Genomic DNA, 26,463 nt, shown 5'->3' with positions numbered 1-26,463 from the left:
ATTCAATGCTAAAATAAAAGCATTCAGATCAAAATTCAGAGGTGTGAGGAATGTGGAATACTTCCTTTTTAGACTCACTACTATTTATGCATAATTTTTATAACTCCACAGGTTTTCGTGTTGATCCGTTTAAGTCTTTCGGTACAATCTCTCGTACCATTAGGAATCATTATCAAACGATATTGAACTATTTTGACAACAGAAGTACTAATGCCTCTGCAGAATCATTCAATGCTAAAATAAAAGCATTCAGATCAAAATTCAGAGGTGTGAGGAATGTGGAATACTTCCTTTTTAGACTCACTACTATTTATGCATAATTTTTATCACTCCACAGGTTTTCGTCTTGATCCAGAATAACGGCAAAATGTATAAAAACAAAAAACCCGAATATTGCTATTCGGGTTTTGTGGTACCTCCAGGGATCGAACCAGGGACACATGGATTTTCAGTCCATTGCTCTACCATCTGAGCTAAGGTACCTTGCTTAATGTTTACTTTGTAATTACTTTCGTAATGTTTGTGTGAACGTGTTTGCGGGTGCAAATATAGGATGATTTTTAGTTTATCCAAAACATTTTTTAAAAAAAATCAATTCGTACCTTCGCATTTGTAAATATCGAAATATGGTTTTAACAGTTGATGTTGGTAATACTAGAATTAAAGCTGCTGTCTTTGAGGGAAGTACTGTTTTGGAAAGTTTTGTTTTTGAGAAAAAAGAACTCGAAAAAAAAATTAAAAAAATTTTAAAAAAATTTCAAAATTGCTCCGATTTGGTCGTTGCATCGGTCGGAACTATCGAAAAGCAATCTTTTTTGGCTTTCGAAAAACAGTTAAAACTTCATTTTTTAAGTCATGAAGATGTTTTTCCTTTTGTAAATAAGTATGCAACACCAAAAACATTAGGGATCGATCGTATGGTTTTGGCTGCCGGAGCAACATTACAATATCCTAACCAAAACAGATTGGTGATTGATGCGGGAACTTGCATAACCTACGATTTCATCGACGAAAATGATCAATATTTGGGTGGAGCGATTGCTCCTGGCCTTAGATTGCGTTACGAATCATTGCATAACTTCACGGCCAGACTGCCTTTGCTTGATTTAGAGGAGCCTCAATCTTATATAGGAAATACCACTGCGCAGGCGATACATTCTGGAGTTGTAAACGGTTTCGTCTATGAGATTGACGGGTTTATCGATGAATATCGGGCGAATTTTTCAAATTTTATAATAATTTTAACGGGTGGCGATGCAGATTTTTTGGCTAAACGATTAAAAAATACCATATTTGCCAATTCAAATTTCTTACTGGAGAGTTTGAACCAAACATTTCAATATAAAATCAACAATGATTAAAAAAATTATAATAAGCGCGTGTTTGCTTATCTCGTTCGTTTCATTTGCTCAGCAAGGTACTTCATCACCTTATTCTTTCTACGGAATTGGCGATGTAAGATTCAAAGGGACTCTCGAAAACAGATCTATGGGAGGTGTTTCTGTAGAACAAGATAGTATTCACATGAATATTGAAAACCCTTCGAGTTATGCCAATTTAAGACAAACCGTTTTTACTATTGGAGGTACTTTTGCAACTTCAACATTAAAAACAAATGCAGCATCTGCAAAAGCGCAAAGATCTACATTTGATTATTTGGCGGTTGGTTTGCCAATTGGAAAATTTGGAGCGGCATTTGGTTTGATTCCATTATCTTCTGTGGGATACAGAATTATAGACAACAATACAGGGACAGAAGGTGCAACAAGTAGTCAATTTGAAGGAAAAGGAGGCTTGAGTAAAGTATTTTTTGGACTTGGATATAAAATAATGCCAAACTGGAATATTGGAGCTGATGTACAATATAATTTTGGTAAAATTGAAACCTCAAGTATACAAATTATTTCTGGAGTTCAAAATGGAACCAGAGAAAATACCGATTCTGAAATATCAGGCGCCAATTTTAATATTGGTACTATGTATCAGCGAAAATTAGATAAAAAACTAAGCTTATTTACAAGTTTAAACTATACTTTCTCTAGTACGTTAAAATCAACTAGTGTTAGAAGCATTCAGGTAGATGGCGATCCGGACCCTAAAACATACGATCCAAGTGTGAATAACCTAATGTTACCGAACAGGATTACAATGGGTGTAGGTATTGGAGAGGTTAGAAAATGGTTGTTGGGTACAAGTTTGTCTTTTCAGGGAGATGGGCAGTTTCAGAATTACTACAATACAAGCGAAAATGTGCGTTACGAAAAGTATGCAAAATATGCTATTGGAGGTTATTTTATACCTAAATACACTTCATTTTCAAATTATTTTAGTAGAATCACCTATAGAGCTGGTTTAAAATATGAGAAAAGTGGTTTGGTCATTAATAATGAATCAATAAATGACTTAGGAATGAATTTGGGTGCTGGATTTCCAGTCTCAGGAACTTTTTCGAATGTCAACTTTGGAATTGAATTTGGAAAAAAAGGAACAGTATCTTCAAACTTGGTTCAGGAAAATTATCTTAATTTTAGTCTGAGCTTCTCATTTAATGATAAATGGTTCGTGAAAAGTAAATTCAACTAAACGTAGTTGGATGTTTTTTTAAGCTCATTACAATTTACTACATTTGGCAAATGAATGTACCAAAGAGACATAAAAGTATAACCGCTGTCACAGTTTTTGCTGTGACACTGTTTTTTGGTTGTGAAAGTAATTTTAAAGAAGTTCAGAAAATCAACTTTTCAGAGTTTGTGCCTGCTGGAGAAACAGATGACGCCAATATTAGATATACCGATTCAGGTAGAATTACAGGTATTCTAAAAGGAAAAAAAATGCTTGATTATTCCAGTCTTGACTTTCCGTTTACCGAATATCCAAAAGGTATCGATGTGACACTTTATGATAAAAAACAAAAGCGTACTTTTATCACTTCCAATTATGCTGTTTCATACAAAAATACCGGAATTATTGACCTGCAAGGGAAAGTAAAAATCAGGACAGAAGCGGGCCAGATGCTGGAAACGGAGCAACTTTATTTTGATCAGAAAAACGAATGGTTTTACACCGAAAGAAAGTTCAAACTTACCGATGCAAAAGGAATTTCAAACGGTCAGGGGATAGATTTTAGTAAAGATTTTAAAGTGATTAATTCGCAACGAATAAGCGGCGAAATAGAAGCCGAAGAATAAAAAAAAAGAGAGTATGGGTTACATGAAATACACACAGTTCGTTTACTTGTTATTTGCAGGTTTTTTTATTTATGACGGAATAACAAAGGTAAACGATCCAAATAATAATCCGTGGTTAAGCTTTATTATTGCCGGAATGGCCATATTTATGTTTTTCTTCAGGAGAAGATTTCTTAAAAAAATGAGCGATCATAACAAAAAACAATAAAAAATGGAAATTAGTATTATAATACTATGTTTAATACTATCGGCCTTTTTTTCAGGAATGGAAATAGCTTTTATTTCCTCGAATAAAATTTATCTTGAAATCGAAAAGAAACAAGATAACTTTTTGTCTCAAATACTTACCAAGCTTACAGAAAAACCGTCAAAATTTATCGCAGCAATGCTTATTGGGAACAATGTGGCACTTGTAGTTTATGGTTTTTTTATGGGAGATTTAATCCTCAAATGGATTGTGGGATTAGGTTTTCAGTTTTCAGATTATACGACTTTGTTTTTTCAAACGCTGCTTTCGACTTTTATAGTTTTGATAACGGCTGAATTTTTTCCGAAAGTTTTTTTTCAAATTTACGCCAACTCATTAATTAAGTTTTTTGCTATTCCAGCGTATCTTTTTTATCGATTATTCTATTATATCTCTACTTTTTTTATTTGGATTTCAGATTTTATTTTAAGAAAATTTTTTAAAACCGAAGGAGATCAGGTGCAACTTTATTTTAGCAAAATTGAACTTGGAAATTACATAACAGAACAAATGCTGTCGGTAGAAGATAATGAAGAAATTGATTCTGAAATTCAGATTTTTCAGAACGCACTAGAGTTTTCGGGAGTAAAGGCGCGGGATATCATGACGCCGCGTACCGAAATTGTAGACATAGATTTGTTTGATAGTGTGGCAGATCTTAAAGCTTTGTTTATAGAAACCGGGTATTCTAAAATCGTTGTCAGTCAGAATTCACTTGATGATATTGTGGGTTATGTGCATTCTTTTGATTTGTTTAAAAAGCCAAAAACTATAAAATCAGTTTTAATGGCGGTAGAGTTTGTGCCGCAAACTATTTTGATAAAAGATGCCTTGAATTTGCTGATCAAAAAGCGTAAAAATGTAGCTGTTGTTTTGGATGAATACGGTGGTACTTCAGGGATTATAACAATCGAGGATATTGTCGAAGAGTTGTTTGGTGAAATTGAAGACGAACATGATTTGGACGAAGAATTAATCGAGCAGGAACTGGGAGCTGGAAAATATCTTTTTTCTGCACGATTTGACGTTGAATACTTAAATGAATCCTATAAATTAGGAATTCCGGAGAGCGATTCGTACGGAACATTAGGAGGTTTTATTGTTGATTTTACAAAAGAAATCCCACAAAAAGGAGAAGAAATTACCATTGGAAATTACCATTTTGTGATCGAAGAATGCTCAAATAAGAAAATAGAATTAGTAAAAATGTCTTTAAAAGACTGATTTTTTTTATTAATAAAAAAAATTGCGTAAAATAAATGGCTAGTTGTATTGTTATTAACTAGATAATTGTATTTTCGCAAACTGAATATAAAATTAACGATAATAAAAATGGCAGTTTTAGCAAAAATTAGACAGCGTTCCGCATTATTGATAGGAGTTATTGCACTTGCATTATTTGCATTTATAATACAAGATTTATTTAATAGCGGTACTTTTAGTCAAAGTTCAAAAGATGTGGGAAGCATCGATGGAAAAGATATTTCATTTGAAGACTTTAGAGTTAAAGTTAGTAATGTTGAAAAAAGTGGTCAAGGAATTACCTCGACAGAAGCTGCAAACAGAGTTTGGGATCAAGAGGTTTCTATCGCTTTATTATCAACTCAATTTGATAAATTAGGATTAAGAGTGGGTGAAAAGCACCTTGTCGAAGTACTAAAGGCAGATCCAAACATCGGAAAAAATCCAATGTTCTTAAACGCTGCTGGATTGTTTGATCTTGCAAAATTCAAAGATTACTTTAAAGCAAATCCTGAAGCAGCTCAGTTTATCACTGAAAAAGAAAAAGATGCTGCATTAAACGCAAAATATCAAATCTACACTACATTAATCAAATCTGGACTTTACACGACTGCTAGTGAAGGAAAGTTGAAATATGAAATGGAAGCTAACAAAGTAAACTTTGCTTATGCTGCCGGATTGTATTCTTCTATTAAAGATAGTGAGGTAAAAATTTCAGATGATGAAATTGTAGATTACATGAAGAAAAACGAGAAGAAATTCAAAGCGGATGCTACTCGTGAGATCAATTATGTTTTAATTGAAGACAAACCTTCAAAAGAAGATGAAGTAGAAATTAAATCTAGAATCACGTCATTATTAAACGGAAGTGTTGTTTACAATGCTAAAACGGGTAAAAACGATACGGTTCCTGGCTTTAGAAATGCCAAAAACATTGCAGAATTTGTAAATACAAATTCTGATGTTCCTTATGACTCAACTTATGTAGCAAAAAATGCTTTACCAGCTGTTGATGCTGATAAATTGTTTAGCTTGGCTCCGGGAGCTATTTATGGTCCTTATGTTTTTGGAAAATACTACTGTATTTCTAAATCTCTAGGATTTAAAGCGGGTGTTAATGCAAAAGCTAGCCATATTTTAATTGGTTATGAGGGGTCTCAAACACCAAATGCAAAAGAAAAAAGAACAAAAGAAGAAGCGAAAGCTAAAGCTGAAGAAATCCTTGCTCAAGTACAAGCTAATCCGGATAGTTTTATGATGTTGGCTTTTACAAGTTCTGATGATTCATCTGCACAACAAGGTGGTGACTTAGGATATTTTGGACCAAATCAAATGGTAAAGCCTTTCAATGATTTTGTTTTTGCAAATGGTATTGGAAAAGTTGGTTTAGTTGAAACTGCTTTTGGTTTTCATATTATCAAAATTACAGATAAGCAAGACGGAATTCGTTTGGCTACAATTGCTCAAAAAATAGAGCCTTCAGAAGCAACTTCTGATAAATTATTTGCATTGGCAACTAAGTTTGAAATGGATGCTGCTGATAAAGATTTTAACGCTACTGCAAAAGCTTTAGGTTTAAAAGTTGCTACTCCGATAACTGCAAAAGCAATGGATGAGGCATTTGGACCATTAGGAAACCAACGTGCTATTGTAAGATGGGCATTTGACAAAGAAACCAGCAAAGGTGATGTAAAGCGTTTTGAAATCGCTAATGTTGGAAATGTAATCGCTCAATATAAAGGTGAAAACAAATCTGGTTTGGTTTCTGTAACAGTGGCCAGACCGTATGTAGAGTCTATTTTGAAGAACAAGAAAAAAGCAGAACTTTTAAAAGCTAAAATGACAGGTTCTAGTCTTGAAGCTATCGCTAAAAGTGCTGGTGTAACTGTTCAACAAGCGACAAACGTTACATTAGAAAATGCTGTTTTACCGGGTGGAGTTGGTCAAGAACCTAAAGTTGTAGGAACGGCGTTTGCTTTGGCTGCTAACAAGATTTCTGCCCCAATTGAAGGAAATACAGGTGTTTATGTTGTAAAAAACATTAGTACTGTTAAGGCTCCAGCAATTGCTAATCATGCTCCATACGTTGATAAATTAAAAGCGCAAAGTGCTTCTGATGCAAGTAGAGTGTTGCCAGCTTTGAAAAACAATGCAAAAATTGAAGATAACAGACTGCAATTTAATTACTAGTTATATAATTTAATTTCAATAGCTTAACCCGAAATGTTTTGAAAACATTTCGGGTTTTGTTTGTTTATAATAAATCATATTTTTAATTCTTTTTGTAGTAAATATCAATATCTTTTCTCTAATTATATAGGAATAATAGAAATATAATTTAAAAAATTTGTGATATCCAAAATATTGCATTTAATTTGCCAGTCTTTTTATTTTAACAGATAAGATTGGTGTAAATTATTATATAAAAATTACTGGGGAATGGTAAAAAATTACTTTAACAATCAAATAGTTAATATACTTTATGTTTAATTTATTTAAAAGAAAACCTAAAGTATATTCCAAAATTGAGAACCATATTTTTGGAATAATTACGGAACTTTTAAAAGTTAGTAGCACTGACATCAATGTTGATGAATTGGGAGGTAAATATTATTTAAGTAACGAAGAACAACATTTTAAAGTTACGATACTAAGTAATGATTATGTTATCCGACTAACTAACACTCGCGATTCTGTAGCCGAGAAATACGACAAGTTTTTTGTTGAGGATGTTTTAAAAGCAGTAAAAGAAGAGAAACACCGAAGAATGGAACTGGTATATGATTCTATAACCAATAGTATAGAAAAAATGGCAGAACGTTTGCACAATACCCTTATTGAATCTAACGGTCAGGAAACTCAAAAAATTCGTCATCTTGATCCTAAACCTATAAAAGGTAAAAGGGTAAATTTTTAACAGTACTTGATGTTGCTTAAATTTATTTTTTTAAAATCATTTCGTTGTACGAAATAATCGTTTCGTACCCTTTTGAAATAAAGTACGTAGTTGGATTTTCATCAGAAAGAACCATTACAAAATCACCACCCCAAGCTCCCAGACTTTTTATTGCTCCGGGAAAATCAGGGAACTCGCTTTCTTTTATGGTTTTTGTTTGTAGAATAGTACTTAAATGAATTTCGTGATTCTCAACTGCAATTCTAAATTCCGTTAAAGATTCTGTACTTAAAAAAGCATCTGTGATTTGATTGTTAACAGTTATTTTTTCTTTTAAATTATTATTTTTTTGAGTATGATAAGAATGTATTGCGGCTTTGCTGCTTTGTTTTTTATTGAGGTAAACAAAATATATGTTTTTAGTAAATTTGGGGTCAAAATTGACCTTTTCAACTACAGGTAGATTGTTTTCTAAATAATAAACGATCGGTGTGTTGTTTTGGGCGCAGGCAATATCATAGCCACTGCCTCCAAAACTGTTTTTAAGCAGTGTATAAGCATCGATTGCTAACCATTGTGCTATGTTATTAAGTAAAGTAGAAGAAGTGCCTAATCCCCAGTTTTTTGGAAAAGTAAGTGCTGTTGTAATGTGGTAACCTTCGGCATTTTTTATAAAATCAGGATGGAGAAGATAGGCTTCGTGCAAGATGTTGATTAAAGTTGTTTTTACGGTTTCAACCTCTGATTTTGAATGATGAATTATTTCTGAGAATGAAATAGTGTCCTCAAACCATATTTTTCCGTCACTATCGTGACTTTTCCATTGTATTTGTTTGTCTGAGCCATTTTCGACCACAAGATTCTGACCAAATTTTGTGGGTAAGGCAAAAGCTCTGGCGCCATCTAAAACTAGATATTCACCTGTAATTAAGAGTTTTCCGTTACTGTAAAATGTTCTTTTCATGCTTTATTTTTTAGCCCCGATGGAAGTGATATCCTTTTGTGGCGGGGTTAGCCACAAAAGATATAACGGACAGCGGGAATAGCTTCGGCTAATTATTTTCGTAAATTTTGAATAAATTCGACTACGGCGCTGTGAGAAACTACATTTTTTTTGAAATGTATTTTGATTAAATTTCTTTCTTCATCCGTAGCTTCAAATTGGTTGATGATGTTATTGAGATGCATTTTCATGTGGCCTTCCTGAATTCCGGTGGTCGTTAGGGAGCGGAGAGCCGCAAAATTTTGCGCCAGACCGGCAACTGCAACAATTTGCATTAACTCTTCGGCAGAGGGTTTTTCGAGAATTTCTAAACATAATTTAACCAACGGATGCAATGAAGTCAGGCCTCCAACTGTGCCCAATGCCAGCGGAATTTCGAGCGAGAAAGTAAAAATTCCGTTCTCAATTTTGGCGTGCGACAAACTTGAATATTGACCGTTTCGGGCAGCATACGCATGCACGCCGGCTTCGACAGCTCTAAAATCGTTTCCGGTAGCCAAAATTACGGCGTCAACGCCATTCATAATACCTTTGTTATGTGTTACGGCTCTAAAAGGCTCGACTTCTGCAATCTGTACGGCTTGAACAAAACGCGCTGCAAAATCGTGTGGATTTGGAATGTGTTTTTCGGTTAAATCCTCGACATTGCACGAAACTTCGGCTTTAACGATGCAATTAGGGACATAATTGGACAAAATGCTCATAACGACCTCAAGATCTAAACCTGCATTTTGTGCCTCTGTTTTTAAAGTAGTGGCAAATTGCTCTAAGCAAGAATTAATAAAGTTGGCGCCCATACTATCTTTTGTTTCGAAAGTAGCATGAAGTTGAAAGTAATTTTCGAGCAAATTTCGTTTGTCACGAAGCTCGATATTCAGAATTCCTCCTCCTCGTTGTTGCATATTTTTGGTAATACTTTGCGTGTCTGAGAAAAATTTGGGTTTAATGTTAGTGAAAAAATCTGCTAATTTTTGAGAATCACCGTTGTATGTAAAATGTACTTGTCCGATTTTCTCAGTGTTGATTACAGTCGCTTTAAATCCGCCACGTGTTGCCCAATATTTGGCCGATTTTGAAGCGGCAGCCACAACCGAACTTTCCTCGATGGCCATCGGAATGGTTTTGTACTTTCCGTTGATCAAAAAGTTAGGAGCCACGCCGAGCGGAATGTATAAATTGGTGATTGTGTTTTCTATGAATTCATCGTGTAATTGTTGGAGTTTTTCGTCTGAATTCCAGTAATTTCTTATAATAGCCAGTGCTTCTTCGGGGTTTGAAAAGTACTCATTGGCAATCCAGCTTATTTTTTCTTTTTTGGATAATTTAGAAAATCCGGCAACAGCGTTGTTCATTCTCAGTATTTTAAATAGAATTGATGCCGCAAAGATACCAATTTAAGGGTTTTGTTTGTAATTATATTAAATTTTGAAAGGTACGCAATCGTTATTTTTTTTAACATTTAACACTTGAAATGTGTATTATGTTTAATTTTTTTAGTAAAATTGGACTCTTTTTTATATTTAAAATAATCATAAATGAATACAAGTAAAATTACTGTAATACTTTTATTTTTAGTTGCTACCGTTTTTGGACAACAAAAAATTACTGTTGAAAAAATATATAGCGGTGCATTTCGTGCAAAAGGAATGGACGAATTACAATCGTTAAAAAACACCAATCAGTATACTGTTTTAAATGTAGATCAGGCCAGCAGAAGCATGCAAATTGATTTGTATGATTTTGCAACACTAAAAAAAGTAACCAATTTAGTAGACAGTAAAAATTATAAAGAGCTAGAAAACGGAATTGATAGTTATGCTTTTGATGCAGCGGAAAAAAAGATTTTAATTGCTTGCAATTCAAATAAAATTTTCCGTCACTCTTTTACCGCAGATTATTTTTTATACGATATTGCGTCAAAAAAAATAACCAAGCTTTTTGATTTTCAGGTTCAGGAGCCTACTTTTTCGCCTGACGGAACAAAAATTGCTTACGCTAAAGAAAACAACTTGTATGTGTATGATCTGGCTTCGCAAAAATCGACAGCTGTTACCACAGACGGAAAGAAAAATGCGATCATCAACGGGATAACCGACTGGGTTTACGAAGAAGAGTTTGCTTTTGTAAGAGCTTTTGATTGGAGTAAGGACAGTAAAAAACTGGCTTACATTCGTTTTGACGAAAGTGAAGTTCCTGAGTTTTCGATGTCAATGTTTCATAAAGATTTGTATCCAACGGTAGAAACTTTCAAATATCCTAAAGCAGGCGAGAAAAACTCAGTAGTGTCTTTACATCTTTATGATGTGGTTTCGAATGCTGCTAAAAAAGTAGATTTAGGAAATTATAACGATTTTTATATTGCAAGATTACAGTGGACAAATGACGCAAATATTTTGTCGGCTCAGGTTTTAAATCGCCACCAAGACAATCTTGATTTATTGTTTATTGACGGAAATGCTGCTACTGCAAAAGTGGTTTTGAATGAAAAAGATAAGGCATACGTTGACGTTACGGACAACTTGACATTCTTAAAAGACAACAGTTTTATTTGGACAAGTGAAAAAGACGGTTTCAATCATATTTATGTGTATGATAAAACAGGGAAGCTTAAAAACCAGGTGACAAAAGGCAATTGGGAAGTAACTTCCTATTATGGTTTTGACGAAAAAAACAAAACTATTTTCTTTCAATCTACAGAAAATGGTTCTATCAACAGAGACATATACAGCATTGCTTTAGACGGAAAAAACAAAGTGCGTTTGTCTAAAAACACCGGAACAAATGTGGCGACTTTTAGCCCTAATTTCCAATTCTTTATTAATACTTTTTCTAGTGCTTCGCAACCAACAACTTATACTTTAAACGAAGCAAAGACCGGAAAAGAGATACAGGTAATCGAAAACAACGTAGCACTTAAAGCGCAACTCAAAGATTACAACTTACCATCTAAAGATTTTTTTGTTTTAAAAACGGCTAAAGGAAACGAATTAAATGCATGGATTTTGAAACCAAAAGATTTTGATCCTTCTAAAAAATATCCTGTTTTCATGTACCAGTATTCTGGCCCTGGGTCTCAACAAGTTAATAATGACTGGAATAATACTGATGATTACTGGTTTTTATCACTTACACAACAAGGGTACATTGTTGCTTGTGTAGATGGTAGAGGTACGGGTTTTAAGGGAGCCGATTTTAAAAAAGTTACTCAAAAAGAATTAGGGAAATACGAAGTAGAAGATCAAATTGATGCTGCAAAAGTAATTGGTGCTTATCCGTATGTTGATGCTTCTAGAATTGGTATCTTCGGCTGGAGTTATGGAGGTTTTATGGCTTCGAATTGTATTTTTCAAGGAAACGATGTTTTCAAAATGGCGATTGCCGTAGCTCCGGTAACCAACTGGCGTTTTTATGATAGTGTTTACACAGAAAGATACATGCAGACACCACAGGAAAATGCAAGCGGTTACGATCAGAATTCTCCAATAAATCATGTTTCTAAATTGAAAGGAAAGTTTTTATTGATTCACGGATCTGGTGATGATAATGTTCATGTACAAAATTCGATGCAAATGATGGAAGCTTTGATTCAAGCGAATAAACAATTTGACTCTCAGATATATCCTGACAAAAACCATGGAATTTATGGAGGAGCAACGAGAATTCAGCTTTATAATAAAATGACTAACTTTATCAAAGAAAATCTATAATAAAACTTTAAATTAACCTTAAATAAATAATGATAATATGGAAGAAACTCAAGTAAAAACGGCGCATCCAAAAGGACTTTGGGTATTGTTTGGAACGGAGATGTGGGAGCGATTCAACTTTTATGGAATGCGAGCTTTATTGACGTTATTTCTTGTGAATTCATTATTAATGAAAGAAGAAGAAGCTTCGCTGATTTACGGAGGTTTTCTTGGTCTTTGTTATTTAACGCCAATGTTGGGTGGTTTTGTAGCCGATCGTTTTTTAGGAAACAGAAATTGTATCTTATTAGGCGGTTTATTGATGGCGATCGGGCAATTATTGTTGTTTACCAGCGGTAGTATTTTTGATTCAAATTTAAGCTTAGCGAAGATTATCATGTATTGTGGACTTGGAACGATAGTATTTGGTAATGGATTCTTTAAGCCAAACATTTCGAGTATGGTGGGTAGTTTGTATCCAAAACAGGAAAAGACAAAACTGGATACCGCTTTTACTATTTTCTATATGGGGATTAATATTGGTGCTTTTTTAGGACAGTCTATTTGTCCTTTATTAGGTGATGTTGTTGATACAGGTGGTATTAGAGATATTCATGCATTTAAATGGGGATTCTTGGCTGCTTCTGTTGCAATGCTCTTAGGGACATTACTTTTTTATGTATTAAAAAACAAATATGTTGTCTCGCCAGATGGAAGAGAATTAGGAGGATTGCCTTCTAAAAATGTGGCTGAAGATTTTGAAGAAGGAGAGGCACAGAAAGCCAATTTTTCTAATAGAGCTTTAATTGGGGCTGGAGTTGCATTTTTTATTTTAGGTTTGTTTTTTCACTACGTAGTTGGTCAAAATTTAATTTATACTTTAATTTACTCAAGCGGATTAGCGTTGGCAGGATTGATCATTTCTGATTCTTCTTTAACAAAAATCGAAAGAGATAGAATTATCGTAATTTATATTGTCTCGTTTTTTATTATTTTCTTTTGGGCAGCTTTTGAGCAGGCGGGTTCATCATTGACTTTTATTGCCAACAACCAAACCGATAGAAATTTCTTTGGCTGGCAAATGCCTCCGTCAATGGTTCAAATCTTCAACGGTTTATTTGTAGTTGTTCTTGCGGTTCCTTTTAGTATTTTATGGGATTATTTAAGAGCAAAAAGTAAAGAACCGATATCACCAGTAAAATTAGCGATAGGTTTAGTAGTTATTACAGTAAGTTTCTTTATGATTGCTACTCAGGTTTCTTATATAGGAACTTCAGGGTTGTTATTAGTAAAATGGCTTATTTTATTATACTTTTTAAATACTTGCGCTGAGTTGTGTTTGTCGCCAATTGGGTTGTCGTTGGTAGGTAAATTATCTCCAAAACGTTTTGCTTCTTTGTTATTTGGTGTTTTCTTTTTGTCTAATGCTTCAGGTTATGCCTTGGGTGGAACTTTAGGTTCTATTTTGCCTCCAACTGGAGATAAATATAAAGCGGCTGAAAAAGTAAATATAGATTTAGAATCGATATTAGAAAACAAGTCTGTGGCAAATGGAGCCGAATTATTTGCTTTAGCGCAATTACAGATAGCAAGAATTGACAAGGAAAAAGCGAAAGAATTTAATTTGGATGTAGAGAAAAAAATTGAAACTATCGCTGAAATAAAAAGTCAGAAAGAAGTAGCTAAAAAGACGAATGTGAAATTTGTAAATAATTTTACTGCAAAAGACACCACGTTTACTGTAAAAGAATTAGATATTCTTAAAGAAAAAAATGTTATTACAGTTTCATATCCAGAATTCGCAGGTTTTACAATCCACAATTTATACGAATTTTTTATGGTTTTTGTTGTTCTGACAGGTCTTGCAGCAATAGTTTTATTTGCTTTGACTCCTTTCTTGAAAAAAATGATGCATGGCGTTAGATAATATGGAGAACAACATAACTTTAGAACAAATTCAGAATTTTAAGGGAAATTATCCAAAACAATTGTGGCATTTGTTTTTTGTTGAAATGTGGGAACGTTTCTGTTTTTACGGAATGCGTGGAGTTCTTACATTTTTTATGGTAGATCAGCTTTTGTTGAAAGATGAACATGCTAATTTACAATATGGAGCCATTCAGGCTTTTGTATATGCTTTCACCTTTATCGGAGGTATTTTTGCTGATAAAGTATTAGGATTTAAAAAATCACTATTCTTTGGCGGAATCGTTATGATTCTTGGGAATCTTTTGATTGCTTTTTCTCCGCAGACTATGTTTTATTATGGTATTGCATTTTCTATTATTGGAACAGGTTTCTTCAAACCAAATGTTTCTTCAATGGTGGGAGAATTGTATCACGAAGAGGACAACAGACGAGACGCAGGTTATGGAATGTTTTATGCGGGTATCAATGTGGGAGGCCTTTTAGGAGGTGCGCTATGTATTTATTTGGGTAAATTTTATTCTTGGCAATTGTGCTTTTTGTCTGCGGCAATTGTAATGTTTTTAGGTTTAGTTACATTTTTATTTACAAAAAAATACTTAGGCCCAATCGGAGATTCTCCTTTATTGAATTTAGAGCCTAGTAAAAGAAGAATTCGCGAAATAGCCGTGTATACGGTATCTATTTTAAGTTTGCCTTTTATTTTTATAATGGTAAAAAATACTGATTACACCGATTATTTCATGTACACAATCGGTATCGTAGCGGTTCTTTATTTTACGTATGAGCTGATTAAGTTAGGAGATGTAAAATTGCAGAAAAAGCTATTTGCAGCCTTTTTGTTTGTATTCTTTTATTTATTGTTTAATGCAATCTATGAGCAAAGCGGCGGTTCGTTATCGCTTTTTGCGAAGGATAATTTGAGCGATGATCTGTTGTTTTTTACCATTGATCCTAATGTGGTAAATAATAGTTCGAATACGTTTTTTGTAGTGGTTTTAAGTCCGCTTATTGGTCTCTTGTGGATTTGGCTCGGAAAGAAAAGAATTGAGCCTAATACCTTGATTAAATTCGGAATTGGATTTTTGTTTTTGGGAGCTTCTTTTTATATTTTTTACCTCACGAAGTTCTTTGCAAATTCTGAAGGTATCGCTTCTTTAAACGTATTTACTTTTGCGTATTTGATAACCACTATTGGGGAGCTTTGTTTAGGTCCAATCGGAATGTCAATTATCACGAAGCTGTCTCCAAAAAGGTTATTTGGTATGATGATGGGATTGTGGTTTTTGGCAAGTGCGTTCGGACAATTGTTCGCAGGAAAACTAGGCGCCGAAATATCCAGATCAAATACAGGTGATACTTTGGTCTCTAAACTGCAATCTTACACAGAAGGATATTATCAACTGGCCATTTATTCTGTTGTTGCCGGAGTAATTTTAATTGCAATTTCACCAATTATTAGAAAATTAATGCAAGAAGTAAAATAGACGACATTTTACAATTCAAATTTTGTTTAGATTTGTAAAAAATTAAAACGATTATGAAAAAAATATTTTTAATAACATTGTTTTTTGTCGGAGCATTTGTAGCGCAGGCGCAAGAGTTAAAATGGCATACAGATGTAAAAGAAGCAGTTGCAATAAGTAATAAAGAAAAAAAACCTTTACTATTGTTTTTTACGGGAAGTGATTGGTGTGGATGGTGCATCCGTTTGCAAAATGAAGTTTTGAAGACTCCAGAGTTCTCTAAATGGGCAAGTGAGAATGTTATTTTGGTAGAATTAGATTATCCAAGAAGAACTGCCCAAACACCAGAAATTAAAAATCAAAATGCAGAATTGCAGCAAGCTTTTGGCATTCAGGGTTTTCCTACTATATATTTTACTAGTGCTGAAAGCAAAGAAGGGAAAGTAAATTTTAAAGGTCTTGGGCAAACAGGTTATGTGTCAGGAGGGGCGGCAGCATGGTTAACCGTTGCAGAGCAAATTGTGCATCCAAAAAAATCTTAGAAAAAAAACATAATTTAAAAATCTCCTTATATGAAAGTATAAGGAGATTTTTTTTGCCCATTACGTAAGAAAACTCGAATAATTAGTGTTGTTTAATCGTGCTTTAATTATTGTTTTGATATTTTTTTAGCTTTAAAAAAACACATAATTTATTTTTAATACTAAATAAATTTGGAAAATTAAAATATAATGTTAATTTCGTTGTAACTATTCTAACCAAAACCAAATCGTTATGACTAAAAAATTACTTATACTACTATTTTTTTTAGGCTCCTGCTGCCTGCATGCCCAAAGCCCAGTTTGGAGAACAAATATGGATGATGCAATGGCAATTAGTAATGAAGAAGGTAAACCTATGTTGATTTTATTTACAGCTGCAAGTGCTCCAAGTGATTTACAAAATGAAGTATTTAAAACCGCAGACTTTGCTGTCTGGTCACGTGATAATGTAGTGCTTGTAAAGCTTGACTTATCAGATATTAATGCAGACGAAACAACGAAAGAGCAAAATTTGAGATTAAAAAATGCCTTTGGAGTAGATGAATTACCCGAGGTTTGTTATGCGAGAGCTTCAGTACGAAAAAACAAAACCACTTTTACCGCTCTAGGAAAAATTGGTTATAAACCGGGTGGCGCCAAATATTGGATATCCGAATCAAATTCTATTTTGCATCCTAGCGATACAGAATAAGTATTACATTACGTTTTTAAGTTGAATTTGTAGACTCCCTTTTTGCACAAGTTGCAGAAAGGGTTTTATTTTGAAATAATCGGATAATCATAGTTTTGCTATTTAAAGTAACTTTTATTTTTATTTTAGTAATTTTATGCTGTTTTATTAATCAATTTCTTTTTATTGTATTTTTTTTAAAATTTTAATCTTAATTTCATTTGTTTAGTGAGGATATTATGTTAATTTGGCCAAATAAATACAATCAAATCCTATTTTTATGACTCAAAAACTACTCATTCTACTGTTTTTTTTCGGTTCATTTGTAATGAAGTCGCAGAATTTGGTTTGGAAAACAAACTTAAACGATGCTATTGCAATAAGTAATGAACAAAAAAAACCATTGCTCATTTATTTTACTGCAGCCGGTGTCTCGCAAAAATTTGAAGATGATATTTTTAAAACACCAGATTTTGCTGTTTGGTCGCGTGATAATGTTATTTTATTAAAGCTTGATTTGTCCAATACTACAATTTCTGATGCAGAGAGAGAACAAAACGTTAAGATAAGAAATGCTTTTGGCACAGAGGAATTGCCTCAAGTATGTCTAGCCCTTGCATCTATTAAAAAGATGAAAACCACTTTTAATGCTTTAGGCAAGGTTCCGTATAATTCAGGTGGAGTGCGAGCATGGATAATAGAAGCAAATGCTATTTTACGTCCCGAATAAACGAAAGTTCTACTCAATTTTATAATATCCCTTTTCTGTAGTTGCATGAAAAGGGATGTTTTTTTTTGCGCAGGTTGCCTTCCAGTATTTTTGAAGAGCGTAACTATTAGAAGCGTCGGCTATAATTATTTTTGGATGCAAATCTTGTAACATCCGCGCTACATTTATTTTTGGGGATTGTATCAAAAATACGATATCAGGCTGTATATTATTTTTATAAATGCCAGAACTGTCTATTATAAAAATCTTACTACTTTTAAAAAACAAGGCATTTTTAATCTTATGAATTGCTTTTACTTTAGTTGAATTTTCAATTAAATAAGAGCTTAAAATTTTGTCTTGAGATTCTTTTTTACTCAAATAATCACTTGCAAAGAGAGTGATTTCATGCCCGTTTCTTTTAGAAATTAAGGTTTTGTTTTTTATGTTGTAAACAATTATCTCTTCTGTTTGATCTATTTTCTTTTTGGTATGAATAAAAGCAATCTGCAATGCAATTACAGTAAATAAAACCATCGATAATTTGGTGTAAGTGGGTTGTTTAAGCCAAATAATACTAGCAAATATTAAGATGTAAAAGATAATTAAATAAGGTAAATTAAAATGAATATTGCGGATGACAAAAAAATCAAATGAAGCAATAAAATGAATAATTTGATTTAAACAATAAATGCTTTTTTCGAAAATTCTAATCAAAAATAGCGGATTTGCGTTAATGACGGCCAGAAGAACCACCACAATTCCAACCAGCATTATAAACGAGAGAAAAGGTAAAATCACAATATTTGTGATAAAAAATAATCCTGGAAATTGATGAAAATAATACAAACAGAGCGGCAAAGTACCAATTTGTGCGGCGATAGAAACGGTTAATACATTCCAGATATAGTCTGATATTTTGTTTTTGGGCTTCCAAAATTGTTTTAATAAAGGTTGGAGCCAAAGAATAAAAAACAAGGCTAAATAGCTCAATTGAAAACCTACATCAAATAAAAAATAAGGCTCAAAAAGTAAAATCAAAAACAGAGACACCAGTAAAGTATGGTAAATGTTTCCGTTTCTGCGCAAGTGATTTCCAATGGCCAGAAAGGAGAACATAACAACCGAGCGTAATACAGATGGAGAAAGACCTGAGACAACCGCAAAAACGATTAGCGAGCCTATAATCGCAATTAATTTTAATAAAGATCCCTTTCGATTATTTGGAATTGGTTTTAAAAGAAAAGTGATAAAAAGCATTATAAAACCCACATGCAAACCCGATACAGACAGAATATGTGTAGCTCCGGAAAACTGATAATCCTGAATAATATCGGAGGCAATTTCTTGGCGTTGACCTAAAATAAGTGCCAAAGCTACATTCATTTCCGGAATGCTAAAGTGATTTTTTTCGAGATTATGAATGATCCTGGAATGTAATTGTGAGGTATAATACCAAATGTCTTTTTGGAGTGTTTTACTAATTTTTATGGCTGATTTTTCGCTGTAAATTCGTGCATAAATCTGCTTATCAATCAGGTATCTACCATAATCAAATTGATTGGGGTTTTTAGGAAAACTGTGCGGGTGCAGAGTAGTTTGTATTTGAATTATATTTCCAATTTGCAACTCGTTTGCCGTGCCGTCTTTTTGAATATTGAGTATAATTCTACCAGAATAATAGTTGCTTTCTATCCTTTTTATTATGGCAATATAACGTTGGTTGTAGTCATTACTTTTTAACTTTTCACGCACCGTCATGGTTATCAATTGTGGTTTTGCAAAAGCTTTTTTGCAATGAGTATAATGTGATTTTTGCTGCGAATCGTTATGAAATAATAATGTTGTGATTCCGATAAAAAAGCAAGTCAAATAGGTACTTACGCCAAAATGAGTTTGCAAGGTCTTCTTGTCCTTAGCTAAAAAATATAGAAAAAACAAAATTGTTACACAAAAAGCGAGTGCGCCTAAAGCCAAATAAATTGACGGTTTTAGATAATAGCAAGCCATAACGCCCAAAACGAAGCTGATGGTAATTTTGATCAATGGGAAGTTTAATACTTTCATAGGAATTAAAAGTATTAAAAAAATGTAAGAAATAATTTATTTTTTTATAAATTATTCTAGAACTCGATTGATTTGTGTAAATGAGTCATGATAATGCTTTTCTTTTGTCGAAGAAATAATGACACCTTTTGAAGTAGAGGAATGAACGAATTTTATTTCGGATGAATTGGCTTCGGTAATCAAGCCAACATGATTTATTTGACGACTTTTATTGGTCTTAAAAAATATTAAGTCACCTCTTTTGGCTTCATCAAATGGTATAATCTGCCCGATTTTTGATTGGTCGAAAGAACTTCTGGGCAATAATATATCCTCCGATTGAAAAGTAAAAAACACCAAACCAGAACAATCAAAGCCATTTTTTGTATTGCCACCAGCTTTGTACCGAATACCAATATTGTCTGTTGCCGTCTTGATTAAATTGCCAATAATATATTTATTTTCAGCTCTGTTTTCTTTTTTGTTTTTTAGAGAAGCTGAATTACAAGCCATAAAAACAGTCACTGCAAGCAAATAAAAGAAAAGTTTTTTCAAGAGAGAGATTTTTAAATGGTTTTTAAATCTTCTACAATAAGCTTGGCTGTTTTTTTACTGGCGCCAATGCCACCTAATTTTTGTTCGAGAATAGTATAATTTTTTAATAGTTTTTCGCGGTAATTTGGTTCTAATAATTTTTGCAATTCTTCTTTGATGCGTTTTGTATTGCATTCGTTCTGAATCAATTCGGTTACCACTTCCTGATCCATTATCAAATTGACCAGCGAGATATATTTGAGCGTGATAATGCGTTTGGCAATTTGATAGGATGCCCAGCTTCCTTTATAGCAAACTACTTCGGGAACTTTAAAAAGTGCCGTTTCCAGAGTTGCAGTTCCGGAAGTCACCAACGCGGCTGTTGCAGAGCGCAATAAATCGTATGTTTTATTCGAAATAAATTTGATGTTTTTATTGGTGATAAATTTTTGATAAAACTCAAAATCCTGACTTGGAGCACCAGCAATTACAAATTGATATTCTTTAAAATCATCAACAACACTAAGCATTACACTCAACATTTTTGTAATTTCTTGTTTGCGACTTCCTGGTAAAATAGCAATAATTGGTTTTTCGCTTAGTTGATTTTCTTTTCTAAAAATAGCTTCATCAAAAGGAGGTTGGTTTTGTATCGCATCAATCAGAGGATGTCCGACAAAATCAACAGGAAAGCGATGTTTATCCTCGTAGAAACTTTTCTCAAAAGGTAAAATCACATACATTTTATCAACATCTTGTTTGATGGCTTTGATTCGATTTTCTTTCCAAGCCCAGATTTGCGGAGAAATATAATAATGTGTTTTATAGTTTAAGGCTTTTGCCCATTTTGCAATGCGCATATTAAAGCCCGGATAATCAATAAAAATGAGTACATCAGGTTGGAACTGAGTAATGTCTTTTTTACAAATTTCAATGTTGCTTAAAATAGTTTTTAAGTTAAAAATAACTTCGATAAAACCCATAAAAGCCAGTTCACGATAGTGTTTTACCAAAGTTCCGCCCGCTTTTTGCATCAAATCACCACCCCAAAAACGAATTTCTGCCTGAGAATCTTCCTTAAAAAGTTCCTTCATTAAATTTGATCCGTGTAAGTCTCCAGAGGCTTCGCCAGCTATTATGTAATATTTCATAGTACTATTTTGAAAGTGTGTTTTGTCTTTACACAACTAAAAATTTTGCAACACAAATATAAGGTTTAAATAAATAAAGTCGAAAGTGCCAGAACAATCACTGCCAAAATAACGCCACGAGCCATTAATTCGCGGTTTATTTTAAGTAGAATTCCAAAAGCAATTAGGTCTAAAATAGTGCCTATCGTAATAACTTTCCCTAAATAACCATTTTCTCTAAGGATTTGAATTCCCGAAAAAATATCAGATTTGATATAAAAGGCTATAAACAGAAAACTACCTAGTAAAGAGGTTAAAATTCCGATAAGGAAACCGATAAAAATATCTTTTTTAGCCATTCAAATTCCAAGTATTAAGTTCTTGTATTGTATGATGTGCAGTTAAGTCAAATTGAACAGGAACTACCGAAATATATCCGTTTTCTAGAGCCCATTCATCGGTATCTTCTCCTTTGTCCTGATTAACAAATTCGCCGGAAAGCCAGTAATAATCTTTTCCGAAAGGAGTTTTTCGTTTGTCAAATTTTTCTACCCAAAGCGCTTTCGCTTGACGACAAATTTTAATTCCTTTAATGTCTTTTTCTTTAAGTTTTGGAAAATTAACATTTAAAACGACACCTTTTGGTAATTTTTTTTCCAGTGTTTCCAGGGCTATTTTTTTTACAAAGGATTGTATTTGCTGAAAATCTGCATTCCAATCATAATCCAGAAGAGAAAATCCTATGGCAGGAATTCCTTCGATTCCGGCTTCAACCGCAGCACTCATCGTTCCAGAATAAATGACGTTTATAGAAGAATTTGAGCCATGATTAATTCCTGAAACGCATAAATCCGGTTTTCTTTTTAGAATTTCATTCACCGCCAATTTTACACAATCAACAGGAGTGCCCGAGCAACTGTATTCGGTTACAGCGTCATTTTCCTTTGAAATTTTATTCAAATATAAAGTATTGTTTATGGTAATAGCGTGACCCATTGCACTTTGTGGTTTGTCTGGCGCTACAACAATTACTTCTCCGATGGTTTTCATGGTGTCAATTAAAGCTCTTATTCCGGGAGCCGAAACACCGTCGTCATTGGTGATTAGTATTAATGGTTTTTGATTTTTCATAAAAAAATAAACTTGTTTTTCGAATCAATGTAGGATTTTAAAAGCAAATGTAGTGACAGATTTTGGTAGAATAGTAACAAATAAAATAAATTTTGTCAACTATCTTGTTTAGTGTTTTAGTACGTCAAACATTTTTATATCTTTAACAAAAAATTATAGTGGGCTTGGCTTTATTGGCACAGTTTTTACCGTAACTTAGATTAAAAAATTGATGAATGCTATTATTAAATTTATGAAAAGAAATTATAAAGTACTTATAGCTGTATTATGCTTGTCAGTAACGCTTTTTGCCTTCAAAATGAATGCAGAAAAGACGATCGATCCGGACCCGAATAAAGATAAAACTCTTTTAGAATTGCTTGCATTTGTCATAGAAAAAGGGCATTACAATCCTGCAGCTATAAATGACGACTTTTCGAAAGGAATTTTTAAAGATTATATTGAGGCGTTGGATCCTTCAAAACGATTTTTCCTTCAATCTGACATTGATGAATTCAGACAATATGAATTAATGCTAGATGATCAGTTTTTGAACAAAGATTTAACGTTCTTCAATCTTACTTATGCGAGATTGATGAAGCGTATGGAAGAAAGCAAAAAACGCTACAAAACGATCTTGGCGCAACCATTTAATTATGATGTTGACGAGACTTTCAATGCAGATTATGAGACACTTCCGTATGCAAAAAATACGGTCGAAATAAATGAAAGATGGAGAAAACAAATTAAATTATCGACACTTTCGTCATTAGTTACCAAACAAAAGCTGGAAGAAGACAAAAAGAAAACGGATGCTTCTTATAAAGTAAAATCTTTTGAAACTTTAGAAAAAGAGACAAGAGAAAGTTCTTTAAAATCTTTAGATGATAATTTTAGTTTAATAAAAGACCTTAATAGAGGTGATTGGTTTTCAGTCTATGTAAACTCGATTATGTCTCGTTTTGACCCTCATACGAGTTATTTTGCACCAGAAGAAAAAGAACGTTTTGATGTAAATATCAGTGGTAAACTAGAAGGAATTGGTGCTCGTTTGACTAAGAAAAATGATTTTACTCAAATTGATGAATTGATTTCTGGCGGACCTGCTTGGAAAGGTAAACAGCTTGAAGCTGGAGATTTAATTTTGAAAGTAGGGCAAGGCAACACAGAGCCAGTTGATGTGGTAGGGATGCGTTTGGATGATGTTGTTAAAAAAATCAAAGGACATAAAGGAACCGAAGTTAAATTGACAGTTAAAAAAGTTGATGGAACTATTAAGGTGATTTCAATAATAAGAGATATTGTAGAAATCGAAGAAACGTATGCGAAATCTAGTATTGTTGAGAAAAACGGATTGAAATACGGAGTGATTTATTTGCCTAAATTTTATATTGATTTTGAAAACAAAGACTCTAGAGATGCAGGTAAAGATATTGCACTTGAAGTAGATCGATTAAAGAAAGAAAATGTTAGTGGTATCGTACTTGATGTGCGCGATGATGGTGGAGGTTCTCTTTCTACTGTAGTAGATATTGCCGGATTATTTATCGAAGAAGGACCAATTGTTCAGATTAAATCTGCGGGAAAAAAGAAAGAAGTTTTATACGACAAAGATAAAAAAGTAGAGTGGGATGGTCCATTGGTTATCATGGTAAATAGTTTCTCTGCTTCTGCTTCTGAGATTTTGGCTGCTGCAATTCAGGATTACAAACGTGGTGTTATCATTGGTAGCAAACAAACTTATGGTAAAGGTACAGTACAAAATGTAATCGATCTGAACCAATTTGTACGTAATACAGAGTATGGAGATTTGGGAGCTTTGAAAGCAACTACTCAGAAATTTTACAGAATTAATGGAGGTTCAACGCAATTAGAAGGCGTAAGAAGTGATATTGTAATGCCAGATCGTTATGCTTATTTAAAAATGGGAGAACGTGACGTTGATAATGCAATGCCTTGGGACAAGATTGATCCAGCTGATTATAGCGCTTGGAAGTCAACAGAAAATTTTAATCAGGCAATTGCCAATAGTAAAGCTAGGATTGCACAGAATGCTCAGTTTAAGCTGATTGAAGATAATGCAAGATGGATTGATGTTAAAAGCAAAGAGAACACGTACAGCTTAAATATCAAAAATTTTAAAGAAACTCAGGCTCAGGTAGAAAGCGAAGGAAAAAAATACAAACCAATTACAGACTATAAAAACAATTTGGTTTTTAAATCTTTGCCTTACGAAGACCTTGAAATGTCTAAAGATGCGAGCTTAAAAGAAAAAAGAGAGTCTTGGCATCAGGCACTAGCCAAAGATGTTTATGTTGAAGAAGCTTTGAATGTTTTGGATGATTTACAATCTAAAAATATTTCAAAAAGTAATGTTTCGAGCAAAATGAAAAAAGATAAATTGGTAAAATCTTAATTGAAGCAAATCAATTGGTAAAAAAAAGCGTTTCTTAAATATTTAAGAAACGCTTTTTTTGTAATTTTCATTTTGAAATAATACAAATTTTTATGAAAAAATATCTTATACTCGTTTGGGTTGGTTTTTTACTTTTTTCATGTAAAAAAGAAAGCACATCTGGAACTGAAAATAAAATACCTCGTGAAGAAATTTCCTCAGTAGTTTCTAATCAAGTTGATACTGTTTCAGGGTTTTCTGAAGCTTATTTGCCTATTTCAACAACGAAACAAATCGTAAAACATGATTATTATACACTTTCGTATAATGAAAATTTTGAGCAAGCAGAATGGGTTGCTTACGAGTTAAAGGCCGAATATGTAAAAAACAATGATTTTAAAAGGCCTTATTTTGTGCAAGACCCCAGCGTAATAACAGGCTCTGCAGATTGGCGGAATTATAAAAAATCAGGATATGATAAAGGGCATCTTTGCCCTGCAGCCGATATGGAATTTGATAAGAGAGCGTATAATGACACATTCTTTACATCTAATATTTCTCCTCAAAAACGCGATTTTAATAGTGGAATCTGGAATAGAATTGAAGAAAAAGTGAGATACTGGGCTCTTCGTGACCGAGATATTTATGTCGTAACGGGCGGCGTCCTGAATGATTTAGATAAAAAAATAGGAACAGAAAAAGTATCTGTTCCTAAATATTTTTATAAAATTGTTTTGTCAAAGTCTGGTAAGGAGTACAAAGCAATTGCTTTTTTAGTTCCGAATGAAGATAGTGACAAATCAATTTATGATTTTGTAGTTCCTATTGAGTCAATTGAAAAAATGACTGGAATAGATTTTTTTCCTAATTTGAAAAACTTAAAAAGTAGTCAGAGTTTTTAAATCAGCAATAGTTTGAGTAGGATTTTCGGCTTTAAAAACAAAACTTCCTGCAACCAAAACATCAGCCCCAGCTTCTACTAATTGTTTGGCATTTTTATTGGTTACACCACCGTCAATTTCGATAATTGTTGAAGCATTTTTGCGTGTAATAAGTGCTTTTAATTTTTTTACCTTATCGTAAGTGTTTTCGATAAAAGATTGTCCTCCAAAACCAGGATTCACACTCATAATACAAACTAAGTCAATGTCATTTATTACATCTTCCAGCAAATCAATATTAGTGTGAGGATTAATGGCAACACCTGCTTTCATGCCTTCGGCTTTAATGGCTTGTAACGTTCTGTGCAGATGCGTACAGGCCTCGTAGTGCACACTTAAGATGTTAGCTCCTAAATCTGCAAAAGTTTTGATATAACGATCAGGATCAATAATCATCAAATGTACATCGATTGTTTTTTTTGCATGTCTCGAAATAGCTTCCAAAACGGGCATTCCAAAGGAGATATTCGGAACAAAAACCCCATCCATTATATCAATATGAAACCAATCTGCCTGACTATTATTGATCATTTCAATGTCACGTTGTAAATTAGCAAAATCAGCCGCTAGAACAGAAGGCGCAATAAGTGTATTCTTCATTGTGTAATTGTGTGTTGTGTTATTTTTGGCAAAGGTAATTATAAAAAATAAAAAACTCCGGTAATCAGCCGGAGTTTCAATCATCAATCAAAAAACGAACAGTCAATCAAACTGTTGTTTGCTGTTTAGTCG

The 26,463-nt window shown here is 33.3% G+C and carries 24 protein-coding genes and 1 tRNA gene; 16 read left to right on the top strand and 9 right to left on the bottom strand.

All coding sequences use genetic code 11. From position 1 onward, the window contains the following. Window positions 1-86: 86 nt before the first annotated feature. Complete coding sequence (locus tag J3495_RS13720) at window positions 87-320, top strand: transposase (protein ID WP_210667110.1); 234 nt, start codon at window positions 87-89, stop codon at window positions 318-320. Window positions 321-410: 90 nt separating this feature from the next. Here J3495_RS13720 and J3495_RS13715 read toward each other — a convergent pair. Next, window positions 411-483: transfer RNA gene (locus tag J3495_RS13715), tRNA-Phe, on the bottom strand. A 143-nt stretch (window positions 484-626) separates the two neighbouring features. Here J3495_RS13715 and J3495_RS13710 point away from each other — a divergent pair. From J3495_RS13710 to J3495_RS13680, 7 genes are all read left to right on the top strand, one after another. Continuing rightward, complete coding sequence (locus tag J3495_RS13710; protein ID WP_210667109.1) at window positions 627-1,361, top strand: type III pantothenate kinase; 735 nt, start codon at window positions 627-629, stop codon at window positions 1,359-1,361. Next, the gene (locus tag J3495_RS13705) at window positions 1,354-2,583 is read left to right on the top strand and encodes a hypothetical protein (protein ID WP_210667108.1); all 1,230 of its coding nucleotides are present in this window, start codon (window positions 1,354-1,356) and stop codon (window positions 2,581-2,583) included. Before J3495_RS13710 ends, J3495_RS13705 begins: the two co-directional genes overlap by 8 nt. A 50-nt stretch (window positions 2,584-2,633) precedes the next feature. Continuing rightward, window positions 2,634-3,188 (top strand): LPS export ABC transporter periplasmic protein LptC, encoded by a 555-nt coding sequence (gene lptC, locus J3495_RS13700; protein WP_210667107.1) that lies wholly within the window; start codon window positions 2,634-2,636, stop codon window positions 3,186-3,188. Window positions 3,189-3,201: 13 nt separating this feature from the next. Then, on the top strand, window positions 3,202-3,396 hold the full coding sequence (locus tag J3495_RS13695) for a hypothetical protein (protein WP_210667106.1): 195 nt from the start codon (window positions 3,202-3,204) through the stop codon (window positions 3,394-3,396). Window positions 3,397-3,399: 3 nt separating this feature from the next. Further along, window positions 3,400-4,659 carry a hemolysin family protein gene (locus J3495_RS13690; RefSeq protein ID WP_210667105.1) on the top strand — a complete coding sequence of 420 codons (1,260 nt, stop codon included), beginning with the start codon at window positions 3,400-3,402 and terminating at the stop codon, window positions 4,657-4,659. Between the two features lie 108 nt (window positions 4,660-4,767). Continuing rightward, window positions 4,768-6,867: a peptidylprolyl isomerase gene (locus J3495_RS13685; protein WP_210667104.1), complete on the top strand. Its 2,100-nt coding sequence runs from the start codon at window positions 4,768-4,770 to the stop codon at window positions 6,865-6,867. A 292-nt stretch (window positions 6,868-7,159) separates the two neighbouring features. Beyond that, window positions 7,160-7,594 (top strand): hypothetical protein, encoded by a 435-nt coding sequence (locus J3495_RS13680; RefSeq protein WP_210667103.1) that lies wholly within the window; start codon window positions 7,160-7,162, stop codon window positions 7,592-7,594. Between the two features lie 22 nt (window positions 7,595-7,616). On the opposite strand, the gene J3495_RS13675 is transcribed toward J3495_RS13680, so the two are convergent. Both J3495_RS13675 and J3495_RS13670 read right to left on the bottom strand, forming a co-directional pair. Next, window positions 7,617-8,537 (bottom strand): GYDIA family GHMP kinase, encoded by a 921-nt coding sequence (locus tag J3495_RS13675; RefSeq protein WP_210667102.1) that lies wholly within the window; start codon window positions 8,535-8,537, stop codon window positions 7,617-7,619. Between the two features lie 92 nt (window positions 8,538-8,629). Then, a complete protein-coding gene (locus tag J3495_RS13670; protein WP_210667101.1) occupies window positions 8,630-9,928 on the bottom strand; it encodes a hydroxymethylglutaryl-CoA reductase, degradative in 1,299 nt (432 codons plus the stop codon). A gap of 183 nt (window positions 9,929-10,111) precedes the next feature. Here J3495_RS13670 and J3495_RS13665 point away from each other — a divergent pair, with 183 nt between their 5' ends. From J3495_RS13665 to J3495_RS13635, 6 genes are all read left to right on the top strand, one after another. Further along, a complete protein-coding gene (locus J3495_RS13665; protein WP_210667100.1) occupies window positions 10,112-12,283 on the top strand; it encodes a S9 family peptidase in 2,172 nt (723 codons plus the stop codon). A gap of 37 nt (window positions 12,284-12,320) precedes the next feature. Then, window positions 12,321-14,189 carry a peptide MFS transporter gene (locus J3495_RS13660; RefSeq protein WP_236025467.1) on the top strand — a complete coding sequence of 623 codons (1,869 nt, stop codon included), beginning with the start codon at window positions 12,321-12,323 and terminating at the stop codon, window positions 14,187-14,189. Between the two features lies 1 nt (window position 14,190). Then, window positions 14,191-15,675, top strand: coding sequence for a peptide MFS transporter (locus J3495_RS13650; protein WP_210667113.1), 1,485 nt, complete (start codon window positions 14,191-14,193; stop codon window positions 15,673-15,675). A 53-nt stretch (window positions 15,676-15,728) separates the two neighbouring features. Then, window positions 15,729-16,196 (top strand): thioredoxin family protein, encoded by a 468-nt coding sequence (locus J3495_RS13645; protein WP_210667099.1) that lies wholly within the window; start codon window positions 15,729-15,731, stop codon window positions 16,194-16,196. Window positions 16,197-16,428: 232 nt separating this feature from the next. Further along, window positions 16,429-16,887 (top strand): thioredoxin domain-containing protein, encoded by a 459-nt coding sequence (locus J3495_RS13640; protein ID WP_210667098.1) that lies wholly within the window; start codon window positions 16,429-16,431, stop codon window positions 16,885-16,887. A 259-nt stretch (window positions 16,888-17,146) separates the two neighbouring features. Then, the gene (locus tag J3495_RS13635) at window positions 17,147-17,596 is read left to right on the top strand and encodes a thioredoxin family protein (protein ID WP_210667097.1); all 450 of its coding nucleotides are present in this window, start codon (window positions 17,147-17,149) and stop codon (window positions 17,594-17,596) included. 9 nt (window positions 17,597-17,605) lie between these two features. Here the strand turns inward: J3495_RS13635 and J3495_RS13630 are convergent, their stop codons facing one another. The 5 genes from J3495_RS13630 to surE all read right to left on the bottom strand — a co-directional run bounded on the left by J3495_RS13630 (window position 17,606) and on the right by surE (window position 22,416). Beyond that, window positions 17,606-19,642 carry a ComEC/Rec2 family competence protein gene (locus J3495_RS13630; RefSeq protein ID WP_210667096.1) on the bottom strand — a complete coding sequence of 679 codons (2,037 nt, stop codon included), beginning with the start codon at window positions 19,640-19,642 and terminating at the stop codon, window positions 17,606-17,608. A gap of 51 nt (window positions 19,643-19,693) precedes the next feature. Further along, window positions 19,694-20,176 carry a C40 family peptidase gene (locus J3495_RS13625; RefSeq protein ID WP_210667095.1) on the bottom strand — a complete coding sequence of 161 codons (483 nt, stop codon included), beginning with the start codon at window positions 20,174-20,176 and terminating at the stop codon, window positions 19,694-19,696. 11 nt (window positions 20,177-20,187) lie between these two features. Next, entirely contained in the window at window positions 20,188-21,306 is a 1,119-nt protein-coding gene (gene lpxB, locus J3495_RS13620) for a lipid-A-disaccharide synthase (protein ID WP_210667094.1), read from the bottom strand. A 65-nt stretch (window positions 21,307-21,371) separates the two neighbouring features. After that, on the bottom strand, window positions 21,372-21,644 hold the full coding sequence (locus J3495_RS13615) for a hypothetical protein (protein ID WP_210667093.1): 273 nt from the start codon (window positions 21,642-21,644) through the stop codon (window positions 21,372-21,374). Continuing rightward, window positions 21,637-22,416 (bottom strand): 5'/3'-nucleotidase SurE, encoded by a 780-nt coding sequence (gene surE / locus J3495_RS13610; RefSeq protein ID WP_210667092.1) that lies wholly within the window; start codon window positions 22,414-22,416, stop codon window positions 21,637-21,639. Before surE ends, J3495_RS13615 begins: the two co-directional genes overlap by 8 nt. 211 nt (window positions 22,417-22,627) lie before the next feature. Here surE and J3495_RS13605 point away from each other — a divergent pair, with 211 nt between their 5' ends. Continuing rightward, window positions 22,628-24,811 carry a carboxy terminal-processing peptidase gene (locus tag J3495_RS13605; RefSeq protein ID WP_210667091.1) on the top strand — a complete coding sequence of 728 codons (2,184 nt, stop codon included), beginning with the start codon at window positions 22,628-22,630 and terminating at the stop codon, window positions 24,809-24,811. Window positions 24,812-24,903: 92 nt separating this feature from the next. Further along, a complete protein-coding gene (locus J3495_RS13600; RefSeq protein WP_210667090.1) occupies window positions 24,904-25,692 on the top strand; it encodes a DNA/RNA non-specific endonuclease in 789 nt (262 codons plus the stop codon). Here J3495_RS13600 and rpe read toward each other — a convergent pair. After that, window positions 25,669-26,331 carry a ribulose-phosphate 3-epimerase gene (gene rpe, locus J3495_RS13595; protein WP_210667089.1) on the bottom strand — a complete coding sequence of 221 codons (663 nt, stop codon included), beginning with the start codon at window positions 26,329-26,331 and terminating at the stop codon, window positions 25,669-25,671. The genes J3495_RS13600 and rpe overlap by 24 nt on opposite strands. Window positions 26,332-26,463 lie beyond the last annotated feature (132 nt).

Origin of the sequence: Flavobacterium geliluteum (assembly GCF_017948595.1) — a bacterium.
Lineage (GTDB): Bacteria > Bacteroidota > Bacteroidia > Flavobacteriales > Flavobacteriaceae > Flavobacterium > Flavobacterium flavipigmentatum.
Note: the sequence above shows the minus strand (reverse complement) of the source record. Positions and strands in the feature narration are given on the sequence as shown.

Bases quoted from the DNA above. Each gene is read 5' to 3' on its own strand.
- J3495_RS13720 (WP_210667110.1), top strand. From the start codon at position 87: ATGCATAATTTTTATAACTCCACAGGTTTTCGTGTTGATCCGTTTAAG.
- J3495_RS13710 (WP_210667109.1), top strand. From the start codon at position 627: ATGGTTTTAACAGTTGATGTTGGTAATACTAGAATTAAAGCTGCTGTC.
- J3495_RS13705 (WP_210667108.1), top strand. From the start codon at position 1,354: ATGATTAAAAAAATTATAATAAGCGCGTGTTTGCTTATCTCGTTCGTT.
- lptC (WP_210667107.1), top strand. From the start codon at position 2,634: ATGAATGTACCAAAGAGACATAAAAGTATAACCGCTGTCACAGTTTTT.
- J3495_RS13695 (WP_210667106.1), top strand. From the start codon at position 3,202: ATGGGTTACATGAAATACACACAGTTCGTTTACTTGTTATTTGCAGGT.
- J3495_RS13690 (WP_210667105.1), top strand. From the start codon at position 3,400: ATGGAAATTAGTATTATAATACTATGTTTAATACTATCGGCCTTTTTT.
- J3495_RS13685 (WP_210667104.1), top strand. From the start codon at position 4,768: ATGGCAGTTTTAGCAAAAATTAGACAGCGTTCCGCATTATTGATAGGA.
- J3495_RS13680 (WP_210667103.1), top strand. From the start codon at position 7,160: ATGTTTAATTTATTTAAAAGAAAACCTAAAGTATATTCCAAAATTGAG.
- J3495_RS13675 (WP_210667102.1), bottom strand. From the start codon at position 8,537: ATGAAAAGAACATTTTACAGTAACGGAAAACTCTTAATTACAGGTGAA.
- J3495_RS13670 (WP_210667101.1), bottom strand. From the start codon at position 9,928: ATGAACAACGCTGTTGCCGGATTTTCTAAATTATCCAAAAAAGAAAAA.
- J3495_RS13665 (WP_210667100.1), top strand. From the start codon at position 10,112: ATGAATACAAGTAAAATTACTGTAATACTTTTATTTTTAGTTGCTACC.
- J3495_RS13660 (WP_236025467.1), top strand. From the start codon at position 12,321: ATGGAAGAAACTCAAGTAAAAACGGCGCATCCAAAAGGACTTTGGGTA.
- J3495_RS13650 (WP_210667113.1), top strand. From the start codon at position 14,191: ATGGAGAACAACATAACTTTAGAACAAATTCAGAATTTTAAGGGAAAT.
- J3495_RS13645 (WP_210667099.1), top strand. From the start codon at position 15,729: ATGAAAAAAATATTTTTAATAACATTGTTTTTTGTCGGAGCATTTGTA.
- J3495_RS13640 (WP_210667098.1), top strand. From the start codon at position 16,429: ATGACTAAAAAATTACTTATACTACTATTTTTTTTAGGCTCCTGCTGC.
- J3495_RS13635 (WP_210667097.1), top strand. From the start codon at position 17,147: ATGACTCAAAAACTACTCATTCTACTGTTTTTTTTCGGTTCATTTGTA.
- J3495_RS13630 (WP_210667096.1), bottom strand. From the start codon at position 19,642: ATGAAAGTATTAAACTTCCCATTGATCAAAATTACCATCAGCTTCGTT.
- lpxB (WP_210667094.1), bottom strand. From the start codon at position 21,306: ATGAAATATTACATAATAGCTGGCGAAGCCTCTGGAGACTTACACGGA.
- J3495_RS13615 (WP_210667093.1), bottom strand. From the start codon at position 21,644: ATGGCTAAAAAAGATATTTTTATCGGTTTCCTTATCGGAATTTTAACC.
- surE (WP_210667092.1), bottom strand. From the start codon at position 22,416: ATGAAAAATCAAAAACCATTAATACTAATCACCAATGACGACGGTGTT.
- J3495_RS13605 (WP_210667091.1), top strand. From the start codon at position 22,628: ATGAATGCTATTATTAAATTTATGAAAAGAAATTATAAAGTACTTATA.
- J3495_RS13600 (WP_210667090.1), top strand. From the start codon at position 24,904: ATGAAAAAATATCTTATACTCGTTTGGGTTGGTTTTTTACTTTTTTCA.
- rpe (WP_210667089.1), bottom strand. From the start codon at position 26,331: ATGAAGAATACACTTATTGCGCCTTCTGTTCTAGCGGCTGATTTTGCT.